The sequence below is a fragment of the Burkholderia sp. Bp8998 genome (assembly GCF_003854235.1).
In the GTDB taxonomy this organism is placed as follows: Bacteria; Pseudomonadota; Gammaproteobacteria; order Burkholderiales; family Burkholderiaceae; genus Burkholderia.
The window spans coordinates 15,454-29,639 of record NZ_QTQF01000060.1; the positions used below are offsets into that span (position 1 = coordinate 15,454).

Annotated in this window: 11 protein-coding genes; 3 read left to right on the forward strand and 8 right to left on the reverse strand. The window is 66.6% G+C overall.

Features of this window, described 5'->3' with window-relative positions:
- Positions 1-11: 11 nt before the first annotated feature.
- The 4 genes from DIE06_RS34810 to DIE06_RS34825 form a co-directional block, all read right to left on the reverse strand.
- Positions 12-1,520, reverse strand: a complete 1,509-nt coding sequence (locus tag DIE06_RS34810; RefSeq protein ID WP_124665295.1) for an NCS1 family nucleobase:cation symporter-1 — start codon at positions 1,518-1,520, stop codon at positions 12-14.
- A 97-nt stretch (positions 1,521-1,617) separates the two neighbouring features.
- Positions 1,618-2,925 (reverse strand): NAD-dependent dihydropyrimidine dehydrogenase subunit PreA, encoded by a 1,308-nt coding sequence (gene preA, locus DIE06_RS34815; protein WP_124665296.1) that lies wholly within the window; start codon positions 2,923-2,925, stop codon positions 1,618-1,620.
- 90 nt (positions 2,926-3,015) lie between these two features.
- Positions 3,016-4,353 carry an NAD(P)-dependent oxidoreductase gene (locus DIE06_RS34820; RefSeq protein WP_124665297.1) on the reverse strand — a complete coding sequence of 446 codons (1,338 nt, stop codon included), beginning with the start codon at positions 4,351-4,353 and terminating at the stop codon, positions 3,016-3,018.
- 129 nt (positions 4,354-4,482) lie between these two features.
- Positions 4,483-5,763, reverse strand: coding sequence for a Zn-dependent hydrolase (locus DIE06_RS34825; protein ID WP_124665298.1), 1,281 nt, complete (start codon positions 5,761-5,763; stop codon positions 4,483-4,485).
- 25 nt (positions 5,764-5,788) lie between these two features.
- Between DIE06_RS34825 and DIE06_RS38580 the strand changes: the two genes are divergently transcribed.
- Together DIE06_RS38580 and DIE06_RS34835 are read left to right on the forward strand one after the other, a co-directional pair.
- Positions 5,789-5,995 (forward strand): hypothetical protein, encoded by a 207-nt coding sequence (locus tag DIE06_RS38580; RefSeq protein WP_185733554.1) that lies wholly within the window; start codon positions 5,789-5,791, stop codon positions 5,993-5,995.
- A 131-nt stretch (positions 5,996-6,126) separates the two neighbouring features.
- Positions 6,127-6,825, forward strand: coding sequence for a TetR/AcrR family transcriptional regulator (locus DIE06_RS34835; protein WP_124665299.1), 699 nt, complete (start codon positions 6,127-6,129; stop codon positions 6,823-6,825).
- 35 nt (positions 6,826-6,860) lie between these two features.
- Here DIE06_RS34835 and betA read toward each other — a convergent pair whose 3' ends face one another.
- From betA to speB, 4 genes are all read right to left on the reverse strand, one after another.
- Positions 6,861-8,546, reverse strand: a complete 1,686-nt coding sequence (betA, locus tag DIE06_RS34840; protein WP_124665300.1) for a choline dehydrogenase — start codon at positions 8,544-8,546, stop codon at positions 6,861-6,863.
- A gap of 40 nt (positions 8,547-8,586) precedes the next feature.
- Positions 8,587-10,092: a cytosine permease gene (locus DIE06_RS34845; RefSeq protein ID WP_221624081.1), complete on the reverse strand. Its 1,506-nt coding sequence runs from the start codon at positions 10,090-10,092 to the stop codon at positions 8,587-8,589.
- Between the two features lie 158 nt (positions 10,093-10,250).
- Positions 10,251-11,759 carry an aldehyde dehydrogenase gene (locus DIE06_RS34850; RefSeq protein WP_124665302.1) on the reverse strand — a complete coding sequence of 503 codons (1,509 nt, stop codon included), beginning with the start codon at positions 11,757-11,759 and terminating at the stop codon, positions 10,251-10,253.
- Positions 11,760-11,873: 114 nt separating this feature from the next.
- Positions 11,874-12,851 carry an agmatinase gene (speB, locus tag DIE06_RS34855; protein ID WP_124665303.1) on the reverse strand — a complete coding sequence of 326 codons (978 nt, stop codon included), beginning with the start codon at positions 12,849-12,851 and terminating at the stop codon, positions 11,874-11,876.
- Positions 12,852-13,011: 160 nt separating this feature from the next.
- Here speB and DIE06_RS34860 point away from each other — a divergent pair, with 160 nt between their 5' ends.
- Entirely contained in the window at positions 13,012-13,935 is a 924-nt protein-coding gene (locus DIE06_RS34860; protein ID WP_124665304.1) for a LysR family transcriptional regulator, read from the forward strand.
- Positions 13,936-14,186: the final 251 nt, after the last annotated feature.

Sequence of the window (14,186 nt, forward strand, 5' to 3'; positions counted from 1 at the left end):
GCGTTCGCGCATCACGCGTTCGCGATCTGCGCGCGCTGTCCGGCGCGCCACTTCATCCAGCCGCCGTACACGCCGGACGCCAGCACGAGGCCGACGAACCACGCATACGTGTAAAGCGTGTTGAAGAACGCCGGCACGTTCGGGAACGACGCCGGGAATGCGGTATGCAGGAAGCCGGGCAGGTTCGGCAGCACGCCGACCGCGAGCGCGGCCAGCGCGGCCGGATTCCAGCCGCGCGCGTAGCTGAAGTCGCCGCGCTCGTCGAACAGCGCGCGCGTATCGAGCCGCGTGCCGCGAATCAGGAAGTAGTCGACCATCAGGATGCCCGCGACCGGCCCGAGCAGCGCCGAATACCCGACGAGCCAGGTGAAGATATAACCGTCCGTCGTCGCGAGGATCTTCCACGGCATCATCACGATCGCGAGCGTCGCGGTGATCAACCCGCCCGTGCGGTACGAGATCGCCTTCGGCCACAGGCTCGAGAAATCGTAAGCAGGACCGACCAGGTTCGCCGCGAGGTTGCAGCACATCGTGTCGAGCGTCAGGATCACGAGCGCGATGCCCACGCCGATGCCGGTCATCCGGCTCGTCAGGTCGATCGGATCCCAGATCGCGTTGCCGTAGATCACGACCGTGGCCGACGTCACCACGACCGACACCACCGACAGCAGCGCCATCGGCAGCGGCAGCCCGATCGACTGCCCGATCACCTGGTCGCGCTGCGAATGCGCGAAGCGCGTGAAGTCGGGAATGTTCAGCGCGAGCGTCGCCCAGAAGCCGACCATCGCGGTCAGGCCCGGCCAGAACGTCGCCCAGAAAAGTCCCGCCTTCTTGCCGCCCGCGACGAACTGCGACGGCGCCGACAGCATCGTGCCGAAGCCGCCCGCCTGCGACGTCGCCCACCACACGAGCGCGATGCACATCACGACCTTGATCGGCGCGGACCAGCTCTCGAGCCAGCGGATCGAATCGGTGCCGTGCAGGATGAAGTACAGCTGCAGCGTCCAGAACACCAGGAAACACGCGAGCTGCCCGAACGAGATGCCGACGAGCGGCAGCGCCGCGCCGTGCAGCGCATTGCCGGTCAGGATGTTCAGCAGCGTGTAGATCGCGCTGCCGCCGAGCCAGCTCTGGATGCCGTACCAGCCGCACGCGACGATCGCGCGCAACAACGCGGGCAGCTTCGCGCCCTGCGTGCCGAACGACGCGCGCACGAGCACCGCGTACGGAATCCCGTGCTTCGCGCCCGCATGGCCGATCAGCAGCATCGGCACCAGCACGATCAGGTTGCCGAGCAAGACCGTCAGCACCGCCTGCCACGGCGACATGCCTTCCTGGATCAGCCCGGCCGCGAGCATGTACGACGCGATGTTCATCACCATCCCGACCCACAGCGCCGCGAAGTGGTACCACCGCCACGTGCGTTGCGCCGCCGTCGTCGGCGCGAGATCGTCGTTGTACAGGCTGCCGGCCGGCGCCGCGGCGCTGTCGGGATCGGCGGGAATCGCTGCTGGTTTCATTGAACGCGCTCCACGTAAACGTCAGCGCCGGCATCGTGCGATGCCGGCCGAACAGGATAAAGGACGACGCGGCCCGTACCGCGCCGCCGGCCGCCGGTCAGGCTGCCTTCGCGTGCTTCGCGGGTTCCGCCGGGCTCGCACCCGCGTCGGCGCGCGCCGGGTTGTTCGGATGCGTGGTCCAGTTCGCGTAGTCGCCCGCGTCGACCCGCTCCATCGTGATGCATTGCTCGACCGGACACACATGCATGCAAAGATTGCACCCGACGCACTCCGCGTCCACCACCTCGAAATGCCGCACGCCGTCCTTCTCGGCGGTGATCGCCTGGTGCGACGTGTCCTCGCACGCGATATGGCACAGCCCGCACTGGATGCAGCGGTCCTGGTCGATGCGCGCCTTGATGTCGTACTTCAGGTTCAGGTATTTCCAGTCGGTCACGTTCGGCACCGCGCGGCCGCGGATGTCGTCGAGCGTCGCGTAGCCTTTCTCGTCCATCCAGTTCGACAGCCCGTCGACGAGATCCGACACGATCCGGAATCCGTAATGCATCGCGGCGGTGCACACCTGCACGCTGCCGGCGCCGAGCACCATGAACTCGGCCGCGTCGCGCCACGACGAAATCCCGCCGATGCCGGAAATCGGCAGGTTCGGCGTTTCCGGGTCGCGCGCGATCTCCGCGACCATGTTCAGCGCGATCGGCTTGACCGCCGGGCCGCAATAGCCGCCGTGCGTGCCCTTGCCGTCGACGGTAGGCATCGGCGCCATCTGGTCGAGGTCGACCGCGACGATCGAGTTGATCGTGTTGATCAGCGACACGCCGTCCGCGCCACCCTTGTAGGCGGCGCGCGATCCCATCCGGATGTCGCTGATGTTCGGCGTGAGCTTCACGAGGCACGGCAGCTTCGTGCCTTCCTTCACCCAGCGCGTGACCATCTCGACGTATTCCGGCACCTGCCCGACGGCCGCGCCCATCCCGCGCTCGCTCATCCCGTGCGGGCAGCCGAAGTTCAGCTCGACCGCATCGGCGCCCGTATCCTCGACGAGCGGCAGGATCCATTTCCAGTCGCGCTCGTTGCACGGCACCATCAGCGACACGATCAGCGCGCGGTCCGGCCAGTCGCGCTTCACCTGCGCGATCTCTCTCAGGTTCACGTCGAGCGGCCGGTCGGTGATCAGCTCGATGTTGTTCAGCCCGGCGATCCGCTGGCCGTTCCACTGCACCGCGCCGTAGCGGGAACTGACGTTGACGACGTGCGGATCGAGGCCGAGCGTCTTCCAGACGACACCGCCCCAGCCGGCCTCGAACGCGCGATTGACGTTGTACGCCTTGTCGGTCGGCGGTGCGGATGCGAGCCAGAAAGGATTCGGCGAAGTGATGCCTGCGATGGTGCAGCGAAGGTCGGCCATGGTCGGCTCCGTGAAGATGGGGCGTTTAACGTGATCCGCGTGGCGCGCTTGATACTCGCAATGCGCGCGATACCGTTGCGTATGCCGCGCTCACGCGGCCTTGGCGTCGCGCTGTGCGAGCGCCGCGTTGATCGCGGCGGCCGCGCGCTTGCCGTCCTGCACGGCCTGCACCGTCAGGTCGATGCCGTCCGTCGCCGCGCAATCGCCGCCGGCCCACACGTCGGGCAACGCGGTGCGTCCGTCCGCATCGACCGCGATGCGCGTCCCGTCCGCCGTCAGCAACGCGGCCGCGACGCCGTCCGGCACCAGCGTCTGGCCGATCGCCTTCAGCACCATGTCCGCATCGACGGTGAAGCGCTCGCCCGACGCCGCCTCGAATTCGACGCCCGTCACGTGACCGTCCGCGCCCGCGATGCGCACCGGCTTCGCGTGCGTGACGAGCGTGACGCCGCTCTTCTGCGCGAACTCGCGTTCGGCCCAGGTCGCGCTCATCGCATCCACGCCGCGCCGGTACACCATCGTCACGCGCTCCGCGCCGAGCTTGCGGCTTTGCACGGACGCGTCGATCGCCGTGTTGCCGCCGCCGATCACCACCACGCGCCGCCCGACCGGCACGTTCTCCAGCCCGTCGGCCTGCCGCACCTGCTCGATGAAGTCGACCGCGTTCATCACGCCGGTCAATTGCTCGCCGTCGACCGCGAGCGTGCGCACGCCGCCCAGGCCCATCGCCAGAAACACCGCGTCATGCCGCTCGCGCAGCGCGTCGAGCGTCACGTCGCGGCCGAGCGCGACGCCCGTCTCCAGCGTGATGCCGCCGACCGACAGCAGCCACTCGACTTCGCGCTGCGCGAAATCGTCGACGGTCTTGTACGCGGCGATCCCGTATTCGTTCAAGCCGCCCGCCTTCGGTCGCGCGTCGAACAGCGTGACGCGATGGCCGGCCAGCGCGAGCCGGTGCGCGCACGCGAGTCCGGCCGGCCCCGCGCCGACCACCGCGACATGCCGCCCCGTATCGGGCGCACGCGTGAAGCGCACCGCGCCGCTCGCCATCGCCCAGTCGGTCGCGTGCCGCTGCAGCGCGCCGATCGCGACCGGCTGCGCATCCTGGTGATTGCGCACGCACGCGCCTTCGCACAGGATCTCGGTCGGGCACACGCGCGCGCACATCCCGCCGAGCGGATTCGCGGACAGGATGTCGGTCGCCGCGCCCTTCAGGTTGCCGTTGCCGATCTTGCGGATGAAGCTCGGGATGTCGATCTGCGTCGGACAGGCCTGCACGCACGGTGCGTCGTAGCAGTAGTGGCAGCGGCTGGCGGCGGCCGCCGCGGCAGTCGGGTCGAGCAGCGGCGCGATATCGGCGAATTCGCACGAGAGTTGCGTGGACGACAGGCGATGCGCGGCGATATCGCCGGTTGGCTTGGTGGTCATACGCGCTCCTTCGACTGGGTGGAGACAAAGCCGTCCCGCCGGCTGCGAATGCACAGTCGGGGCGGTCCTGCGTGAGGAATGCCAAGGTCAGGCGATGATCAGCCTGCCGGCCGCGCTATATCCGATCCGTCATGAAGCCGGCTCGCATGCACGCGACAGCATCGCGTGCAGCAGCACGTTCGCGCCGGCCTCGATCCATGCAGGCGTCGCGTCCTCGATCTCGTTGTGGCTGATGCCGTCGACGCAGGGCACGAACACCATCGACGTCGGCGCGACCTGTGCCAGGTAGCACGCATCGTGCCCCGCACCCGACACGATGTCGCGATGCGAGTAGCCGAAGCGGTCGGCCGCGCCGCGCACGGCCGCCACGCAGGCCGGATCGAACGCGACGGGCTTGTAGTAGAAAATCTGCTCGAGCGCGGTGTCGAGCCCGATCTCGCCCGCGATGCGCGCGACGCCGTCGCGCAGTGCGGCGTCCATCTGCGCGAGCACGGCGTCGTCCGGATGACGGAAATCGACGGTGAAGAACACGCGGCCCGGAATCACGTTGCGCGAGTTCGGATGAACCTGCATCATCCCGACCGTCGCGCAGCCGAACGGCGCGTGATCGAGGCCGATCCGGTTCACGAGATCGACCACGCGCGATGCGCCGAGCAGCGCGTCGCGGCGGCGCGGCATCGGCGTCGGCCCTGCGTGCGCTTCCTGGCCGGTGAACGTGATCTCGTACCAGCGCTGCCCCTGCGCGTCCGTCACGACGCCAATCGTCTTGCACTCCGCCTCGAGAATCGGCCCCTGCTCGATATGCAGCTCGAACGCCGCGTGCAGCTTGCGGCCGCCGCACGGCACGTCGCCCGCATAGCCGATGCGCGCGAGTTCCTCGCCGATCGTCTTGCCGTCAATGTCCTTGCGCGACAGCCCGTACTCGAGCGGAAACACACCCGCGAACACGCCCGATGCGACCATCGCCGGCGCGAAGCGCGAGCCTTCCTCGTTGGTCCAGATCACGACCTCGACCGGATGCTCGGTCTCGATGCCGTGATCGTTGAGACTGCGAATCACCTCGAGGCCGCCGAGCACGCCGTAAATGCCATCGAAGCGGCCGCCCGTCGGCTGCGAGTCCGCGTGCGAGCCGGTGACGACCGGCGCCGCGTCGGCCACGCGGCCCGCGCGGCGCATGAACACATTGCCCATCGTATCGACCGTCACCGTGCAGCCGGCGGCTTTCGCCCAGCCGACGATCAGGTCGCGACCGGCCTTGTCGAGATCGGTCAACGCGAGGCGGCAGACGCCGCCCTTCGGCGTCGCACCGATCTTCGCGACCTCCATCAGGCTGTCCCACAACCGCCTTCCGTCGACCTTGATCGACGTGTCGAATGCTGCCCGCTTCACTGTTTCCGATACCGCGTCCATACGTATCGCTCCTGTGGGGTCGGTCATGTCGTCATCCCGGTCGATGCCGGTGCGCGCATTGCTGCCGTCGGGGCAAACCCGCACCTGCGAGGTGCAGATGCGCATCGTTCGCGCGATTCGTCCGATCGATCGGCGGACTGCCGGCACTGCATTCCGTCGCTCGCGAAAATCCTGTCCGATTGGACAGGTTTTAGACGATCAAAATGCCCAGCGCAATGTCTTTCTTGCGTGAATCGATCGAGCGAAAAACGTGCCACCCCATCGCAGCATCGCGCACGCCGATGTATGCGGGCACGTGCGTTCGATGCGAACCAGCGACTAGAATGAAGCCCAACGCGGCATATATGCCGCGCGAGGGCAACGATGAGACATGACGAAGCGGCCGCGGACGCCACCGGCCACGACGAAACGCGCGGGCCTTTGCGGCGACGCAAGGCGCACATCCGCGAGTCCAACGAAGCGCATCTGCTGGCCTGCGCGGAAGCCGTATTCGCGGAGCGCGGGCTCGACGGCGCGAGCACCGCGATGATCGCCGAGCGTGCGGGCCTGCCGAAGGCGAACCTGCATTACTACTTCCCGACGAAGCTTGCGCTATACCGGCGTGTGCTCGACGACCTGTTCGAAGACTGGCACCGTGCGGCCGGGTCGTTCGAGGCCGGCGACGATCCGGTCGAAGCGATCGGGAGCTACGTGCGCGCGAAGATGGATCTGTCGCGACGGCGCCCGCTCGGCTCGAAGGTATGGGCCAACGAGATCATCCACGGTGCCGCGCACATGCAGGACATCCTGTCGGAACGCGTGAAGCCCTGGTTCGACACGCGCGTGAAGGTGATCGAAGGCTGGATCGCGCGTGGGCTGCTCGCACCGATCGATGCGCATGCATTGATGTACCTGATCTGGGCGACCACGCAGCACTATGCGGATTTCGATGCGCAGATCCGCGCGCTGAGCGGCAAGCGTGCGTTCACGCAGAAGGCGTTCGCGGAGACGACCGAGCAGGTCGTGCAACTCGTGATCCGCGCGTGCGGGGCGGTGTCGCCGGAGGCGGCGCGCGATCCCTGACCTGTCGGCCGAACGTGCGCCGCCGTGCACCGCATTCAAGCGGCGACATTGCGTTTGGGCACGCCATTGCGCTGCCGCGCTTCCCAGTTCTCGACGAAGCCGACCGGCGCATCGGACGGCGCGAGCGTCTTGCGGCCGCGCACCAGGTCGGCGGCCCGTTCGGCCAGCATGATGGTCGGCGCGTTCAGGTTTCCGTTCGGCTCGGTCGGAAACACCGACGAATCGATGACGCGCAGGCCCTGAACGCCGCGCACGCGCAATTCGGAATCCACCACCGCCATCCCGTCCTCGCCCATCCGGCACGAGCCGCACGGATGCATCGTGCTTTCCATATTGGCGCGCACGAACGCATCGATCTCGTCGTCGGTCGTCACGTCCGGGCCGGGCGCCAGTTCCACGCCGCGGAAGCGGTCCATGGCCGGCTGCCCGACGATCTCGCGCGTGAGGCGCACGCAGCGACGGAACCCCTCGCGGTCTTCCTCGCGGTCCAGATAGTTGAACCGGATCTCGGGATGCTCGTACGGATCGGCGGAGCGCGCCCGAACGTGCCCGCGACTCTTGGGCTTGTTCGGCCCGGTGAGCACCATGAAGCCGTGGCCCTTGTACGGCTTGTCACCGTCGTAACGCATGGCCGCCGGCAGGAAGTGGAACTGGATGTCGGGCCAGCGAAGGCCCGCATCGGAACGAATGAACCCGCCTGCCTCGAAATGGTTGCTGGCGCCCAGCCCGTCCTTGAACAGCAGCCAGCGCAGGCCGATCATCGCCTTGCCGAACAGCCCCATCTTGCCGTTGAGCGACACCGGTAGCTTGCACCGGTACTGGATGTAGATTTCCGAGTGATCCTGCAGATTCTCGCCGACGCCCGGCAGATCGTGCACGACCTCGATCCCGGCCTTGCGCAACACGCCGGCCGGCCCGATACCCGAGCGCTGCAGCAGGTGCGGCGAGCCGATCGGCCCCGACGACACCAGCACTTCCCGCGTGCAGCGAACCGTGTGCTGGACACCGCCCTGCTCGTAGACCACGCCGACTGCGCGCTTGCCTTCCATCACGATCCGGCGCGTCATCGCATGCGTGACGACGGTCAGGTTGGGCCGCTGCATCGCCGGGCGCAGATACGCGTTCGCGGTCGACCAGCGAACGCCGTTCCTGACCGTCATGTGCATTGCGCCGAACCCTTCCTGCATGTAGCCGTTGCAATCGGCCGTCTTGATGTAGCCGGCCTCGGCCCCCGCTTCCACCCAAGCGCCGTACAGCGGGTTCTGCATGTTGTTGCCGTTGTTGGTGCTCAGCGGGCCGTCCGCGCCGCGATATTCGTCGCCGCCGAACTTGTAGCTCTCAGCCTTGCGGAAATACGGCAGGCAGTTGCGGTATCCCCAGTCGCGGGCGCCGAGCGATTCCCATTCGTCGAAATCGCACGCGTGGCCGCGAATGTAGACCAGGCCGTTGATCGACGACGAGCCGCCGAGCACCTTGCCGCGCGGGCAGTGCAGACGACGCCCGTCCAGATTCGGTTCCGGTGCCGTCTCGTAGTGCCAGTTGAACCGCTTCGTGTTCATCGGCATCGAGAACGCGCTCGGCATCTGGATGATCACGCTGCGGTCGCTGCCGCCATACTCCAGAACGAGCACGCTGACGTTCGCATCCTCGGTCAGCCGGTTCGCCAGCACGCATCCCGCCGACCCGGCGCCCACGATGATGTAGTCGTAGTATTTAGTCATCTTGATTATTCCGATCGATGATTGATCCCGGCATGCCGCGTCAACCGCGCTTTTTGTCGCCGGTGGTGTATTCCGGCTGGTTCGCTTCGATCTGCGCGATTTCCGCTTCCTCGCGCCGCAGGTCGAGCGAACGGCACAGCACGTAGTACGCGAGCGCCGAGACGATCAGCCCGACCAGCCAGGCCAGATCGACGCTGCCCATCGCCTTCGCGAGCGGGCCGACGTAGACCTCGCGATCGCCGTCGAAGATGCAGAAGAACGGCACCATCGACACGAATCCGATCAGGTACGAAAGCAGGCCGCGTCCACCCCAGTTTCCGTACAGGCTATCGCGCGGGCGAAAGAAATGCGGCACCGCGTAGCGCCCCTTGCGCACGAAGAAGTAGTCGGTCAGGTTGACTGCCGTCCACGGCACCAGGAAATACAGCATCACCACCAGATAGATATTGAGCACCGACAGGCCGGAACCCGACGCATAGATGCGCAACGCCACGCCGAGCTGCAGCAGCACGACGAAGAGGATCGCCGCGATCCGCGCCCTCGCGGTCGGCGCCACCTTCCGGAACGAGTCCACGCTGGTGATGGCTGTCAGCTTCGCGCTGTAGATGTTCATCGCGATCACCGGCAGGAACGCGACGAGGGTGACGGCCACGACCGCCGTGCCCAGTTGCGGCGCGATCCCGGCGCCCACGCCGTGGAGCGCGACGAGCACATCGGTCGCATGCAGGTGCGCGCCGAGCCATCCACCCACCGCGATCATCCACGCGCCGGACAGCGACGCCCCGACGAACACCGCGGCAATCAGCCTGCCGCTCGGCGTGTTCTTCGGCAAGTAGCGCGAATAGTCCGACACGTACGGCGCATAGGCGATGTTGTAGCTGGCCGCCGCCGCGAACTGCGCGATGAAGCCGGTCCAGTTGAAGCCCAGCCGCGCGACCGGCGCACCGGCCGCTGCCGGCGCGTCGTGGATCCAGCCGGCCAGCACCGCCAGCGTCACGAGGCCGTAGAGCGGCAGCGAAAGATACAGGGACCATTTGAACGTCCGGTGCATCCAGTCGTGACCGAGGATCGCGAGGATCGTCGCCGGCACCGTCACGGCCAGCGCGACCTGCATCGGTTCCCAGTGGAACAGCGTCTTGAGACCCTGCATCATCAGCACGAGGTTGACGATGTTGAAGCCCGCGAACACGAACAGCGTCGCCAGCAGTACGAGCACGACGCCGCGATAGCCGAACTGCGCGCGCGACTGGATCATCTGCGGCAGGCCGAGATGCGGCCCCTGCGAGCCGTGGAATGCCATGAATAACGTGCCGAACATGATGCCGAGCGTGCCGGAGACGGTGGTCCAGAGCGAATCGAGACCGACGCTCGGCCCGACGAAGCCGATCGTCATCGTGAAGAACGTGAAGTTCCCGACGAACCAGAACGGCCCCTGGCTGGCCAGCCGGTCGGTACGCTCGCTTTCCGGGACGAAGTCGATCGAATGCGCCTCGATGGCGCCGTGGTCGCCGTGCGGCGCCTTCAATACGTTTGTTTCTGCCTGCATGTTGTACCCCATGATCGCAAAGGGCGAAGCAGTACGAATTCCTCGGACCCGTCCGGACGAACGGGCCGACGATTTCGCTTCAGGACCATGCCGCCTCCGGCCAGCTGCAGGCTGTTACCTTGCCTGCCGGCGCCGGGCGGCACCTCACGCGCAACCGGTCAAGGAAGCGTGATGCAGACCGCCTTTGTCTCCATCAGATAATCGAGCTGTTCGGGTCCGAGGTCCTTGCCGAACCCGGACGTCTTGAACCCGCCGAACGGCAGCGCCGGATCAATGGTGCTGTGCGCGTTCACATAGACCGTGCCCGCCTGCAACCGCGGGATCAGGCCGTGCACGCGGCCCAGATCGTTCGAGTAGATCGCGGCGGCCAGGCCGAACGGCGAATCGTTCGCGAGCGCCACGGCCTCGTCGAGCGTATCGAACGGCGCGGTCACGAGCACCGGGCCGAAGATTTCCTCACGGACGATCCGCATGTCGGGACGGCAATGCGCGAAGATCGTCGGTTCGACGAAATAACCCGGGCCCGCGTGAGCGCGACCGCCGTAGCGGCATTCGGCGCCCTCCCGGATCCCGGATTCGATGTACGACAGCACCGTGTCCTTCTGCCTGGCCGACACGAGCGGGCTGATGAAACAGTCGCGATCCAGGCCGGGGGCGATCTTCAGCGTCGCCGTGTAGTCCGCCAGCGCCGCGAGGAACCGGTCGTGGATGTCGCGGTGGATATAGGCGCGGGTGCCCGCATCGCACACCTGGCCGGAGTTGAAGAACACGCCGTTGGCCACGGCCTGCGCGGCAGCCTCGATATCGGCATCGTCCAGCACGAGAACCGGGGACTTCCCGCCGAGTTCGAGCGTCACGCGCTTGATGTGCCGCACCGCGTTCTGCCCGACGTCGCGCCCGACCGGCGTCGAACCCGTGAAGGTCAGCTTGTCGATGCCCGGGTGGCTCGCCATCGCGGCGCCGATCACGCTGCCGCGGCCGGTCACGATGTTGACCACGCCGTCCGGAATGCCGGCTTCCTGCACCAGTTCGGCAAAGCGCAGCGTCGACAGCGACGTGAGCTCGGCCGGCTTCACGACGGTCGTGCAGCCGACGGCCAGCGCGGCCGCCAGCTTCCACGCCATGGTCTGCAACGGATAGTTCCACGGCACGATCGCGCCCACGACGCCGATCGGTTCCTTGCGCGTATAGGCCAGATAGTTGCCCGGCAGCGACGGCTCGACCGTGCGACCGTGCAGCTTGGACGCCCAGCCGGCGAAATAGCGGAACGTGTCGACCGTGCCCTGGATGTCGATCGCGCGGGCCTGCGCGACGGACTTGCCCATGTCGATCGACTCGATCTCCGCCAGTTCATCCGCATGCGCTTCGATCAGGTCGGCCAGCCGGTGCAGCAGCCGCTCGCGCTCGAGCGGCTTGAGGCGGCGCCATTCGCCGTGATCGAACTGGCGACGCGCGGCAGCGACGGCGCGGTCGAGATCGGCCGTCGTGGCGAACGGAATCTGCGTGATGACGCCCTCGGTCGACGGCTCGGTGACGGCGCTGAACTGGCCGTCGCTGCCGTCCACCCACGAGCCGCCGATGAACATCTTCATCGGCTTGGCGAGAAAGTTGCGAGTCGCCCGGGAAACGTCATGGCGATCGAGATATTGCGCGACTACGGCATCCATGTTGATCTTCCTTGATAGCCGGCCCGGAACCTGTCGACGAGGTTCGCCGGGCCGTGCGGTAGTGATTTCGGGACGTCCCGCGAGACATCGCTCCCGGTTGCGGATATGAACGTCTCAGCGTGCGCGGGCCAGGCTGCGCGCGTGGAAAATGAAGCCGATGCTGTTCATCAGCAATTGCGCGGCCAGGATCGACGTCGTTCCGGTCGGGTCGTAGGCCGGCGCCACTTCCACCAGGTCCATGCCGACGATGTTTCCGCGGCTGCGCTTCGCGAGCGCCTGGATGATCTCGATCACTTCGTAGTACTGGAAACCGCCGTGGCTCGGCGTACCGGTTCCCGGCGCAATCGACGGATCGAAGCCGTCGATGTCGATCGTGATGTAGTAGGCGCCGCACTGGGGAATCTGCTCGAGCACGCCCTCGGTGCCAAGGCGCCGGACATCGCGCACGGACAGGATGTTGGAGCCCGCGGCACGTGCCGCGTCGTAGTCGCTGCGGTTGGATGACGAAACGTTGCGGATGCCGAGCTGCGTCATGCCTCCGATATGGTCCATCTCGGAGGCCCGGCGCAGCGGGTTGCCGTGGCCGTATCGCACGCCGTGGCGTTCGTCGACGAAGTCGAGGTGGGCATCGAAATGCACGATGTGAATCGGCCCGCGGCCTTCGAATGCCTTGATCGCGGGCGCATGCACGGAATGATCGCCGCCGAGCACCACCGGCATCGCCCCGGAGGCGAGGATCTTGCGCACGGCCAGTTCGATGTTCGCATTACTCGAGGTCATGTCGGTGTGCACGATGTCCGCGTCGCCGACGTCCACCATGCGAACCTGGTCCTCGGTCAGGTAGAGCACGTCGTCTTCGTGATCGTAGGCACCCGCGTGCCCGAACGAAAACAGCGTCGACGCCTCGCGAATGCCGCGCGGGCCGAACCGCGCGCCCGAGCGCCACTGGGTGCCCATGTCGTTGGGCGCGCCCAGGATCGCCACATCCGCGTCGATGTTCTCCCAGTCGAGACACACCGGCGCCTTCGCAAAGGTGCAGTGACCGACGAACGGCAGGTTGAGCCTGCCCTTCTCATAGCTGTTGTTCTGCATTGTCTCCGTCTCCATCCGTATTTGGATTCGTCTTCGGGCGCACGGCCGTCCATGCGCTTGCCTTTGCAGTCACTATGGGCAAGAATTTTCACCGGAAAAATAGCAAGCATCAGATGTCCATATCGGATTTTCCGATGTGGCGGATGGAGGAGAACGGGACATGAAACAGCTGCAGGACGTCGACCTGAAACTGCTCAGGATTTTCATGACCATCGTGAAGTGCGGCGGGTTCTCCGCCGCGCAAGCCGCGCTAAACGTGAGCCAGTCGACCATCAGCGAGCAGATGACCAGCCTGGAAACGCGCCTCGGCGTCAAGCTGTGCGAACGCGGTCGCAGCGGCTTTCGTCTGACGGAACACGGTGTCGCGACCTACGAATCCGCGCAGCGCCTGTCGCTCGCGGTCGAGGCGTTCTGCATGGACACCCATGCGCTCAAGCAGCGCATCTCGGGCCGGCTCCATCTCGGCATCATCGACAACACGGTCACCGATACCGACAGCATCCTGCCGCCCGCGCTGCGCCGTTTCGTCTCGCGCGGTCATGACATCCAGCTCGACATCTATATCGGCACGCCGGCCGAGCTCGAGGAGCGCGTGCTGGACGGGCGGCTGCACCTCGCGATCGGCCACTTCCCGCTGAACGTCGCCGGTCTGTCGTACACGCAGCTGTACGAGGAACCCGACGGCCTCTACTGCAGCCGCTACCATCCGCTGTTCTCGAGCGACGCCACCGGCGACGCACTGATCGAGCGCGTCCGGCAGAGCCAGGTCGTCGCCCGCGCGTTCCTGCAGCAGCGCGACCTGCAGTTGCTCGAGAGCGGCAGCGCGGCCGCGACCGTCGACAATGTCGAAGCGCAGGCGATCCTGATCCTGACGGGCGCCTATATCGGCTTTCTGCCGCGACACTATGCAAGGCAGTGGGTCGATGCCGGCCAGATGCGCCAGCTCGCCGCGGAGCAGCTCACGTCGACGTGGCCGTTCTCGTCGATCACGCGCCGCGGCGCCGCGCAGCCGACCGTGCTGCGCGCGTTCCTCGACGACCTGATGGCGCATTCCGGCAGCCGCCCCCCGCCGGCGCAAAGATAGCCGATATCGGATATTCATTTCGGAATCCACCGAAGTATCGACCGTCCGCGATCGCGGCACGGCCTTGCTCCGCAACGCACCGCGCCGTTTTCGCCGCACCTGCGCCGCGCACCGGCATCCGCTTCGCCGCGCGTGCGGTTCGATCGGGGCGTTGACAGCGCCGCGTGCGGACGACTAGTGTCCTGTTCCGCTGATTCGCGAGCAAAGTCGATGCAGCTTTTCGAGGATGGAATCGGCTGATGCGGTCCAGA

What these genes read in the sequence shown, in the direction of transcription:
- DIE06_RS34810 (WP_124665295.1), bottom strand. Translation starts at nt 1,520, where the DNA reads ATGAAACCAGCAGCGATTCCCGCCGATCCCGACAGCGCCGCGGCGCCG.
- preA (WP_124665296.1), bottom strand. Translation starts at nt 2,925, where the DNA reads ATGGCCGACCTTCGCTGCACCATCGCAGGCATCACTTCGCCGAATCCT.
- DIE06_RS34820 (WP_124665297.1), bottom strand. Translation starts at nt 4,353, where the DNA reads ATGACCACCAAGCCAACCGGCGATATCGCCGCGCATCGCCTGTCGTCC.
- DIE06_RS34825 (WP_124665298.1), bottom strand. Translation starts at nt 5,763, where the DNA reads ATGGACGCGGTATCGGAAACAGTGAAGCGGGCAGCATTCGACACGTCG.
- DIE06_RS38580 (WP_185733554.1), top strand. Translation starts at nt 5,789, where the DNA reads ATGTCGTCATCCCGGTCGATGCCGGTGCGCGCATTGCTGCCGTCGGGG.
- DIE06_RS34835 (WP_124665299.1), top strand. Translation starts at nt 6,127, where the DNA reads ATGAGACATGACGAAGCGGCCGCGGACGCCACCGGCCACGACGAAACG.
- betA (WP_124665300.1), bottom strand. Translation starts at nt 8,546, where the DNA reads ATGACTAAATACTACGACTACATCATCGTGGGCGCCGGGTCGGCGGGA.
- DIE06_RS34845 (WP_221624081.1), bottom strand. Translation starts at nt 10,092, where the DNA reads ATGCAGGCAGAAACAAACGTATTGAAGGCGCCGCACGGCGACCACGGC.
- DIE06_RS34850 (WP_124665302.1), bottom strand. Translation starts at nt 11,759, where the DNA reads ATGGATGCCGTAGTCGCGCAATATCTCGATCGCCATGACGTTTCCCGG.
- speB (WP_124665303.1), bottom strand. Translation starts at nt 12,851, where the DNA reads ATGCAGAACAACAGCTATGAGAAGGGCAGGCTCAACCTGCCGTTCGTC.
- DIE06_RS34860 (WP_124665304.1), top strand. Translation starts at nt 13,012, where the DNA reads ATGAAACAGCTGCAGGACGTCGACCTGAAACTGCTCAGGATTTTCATG.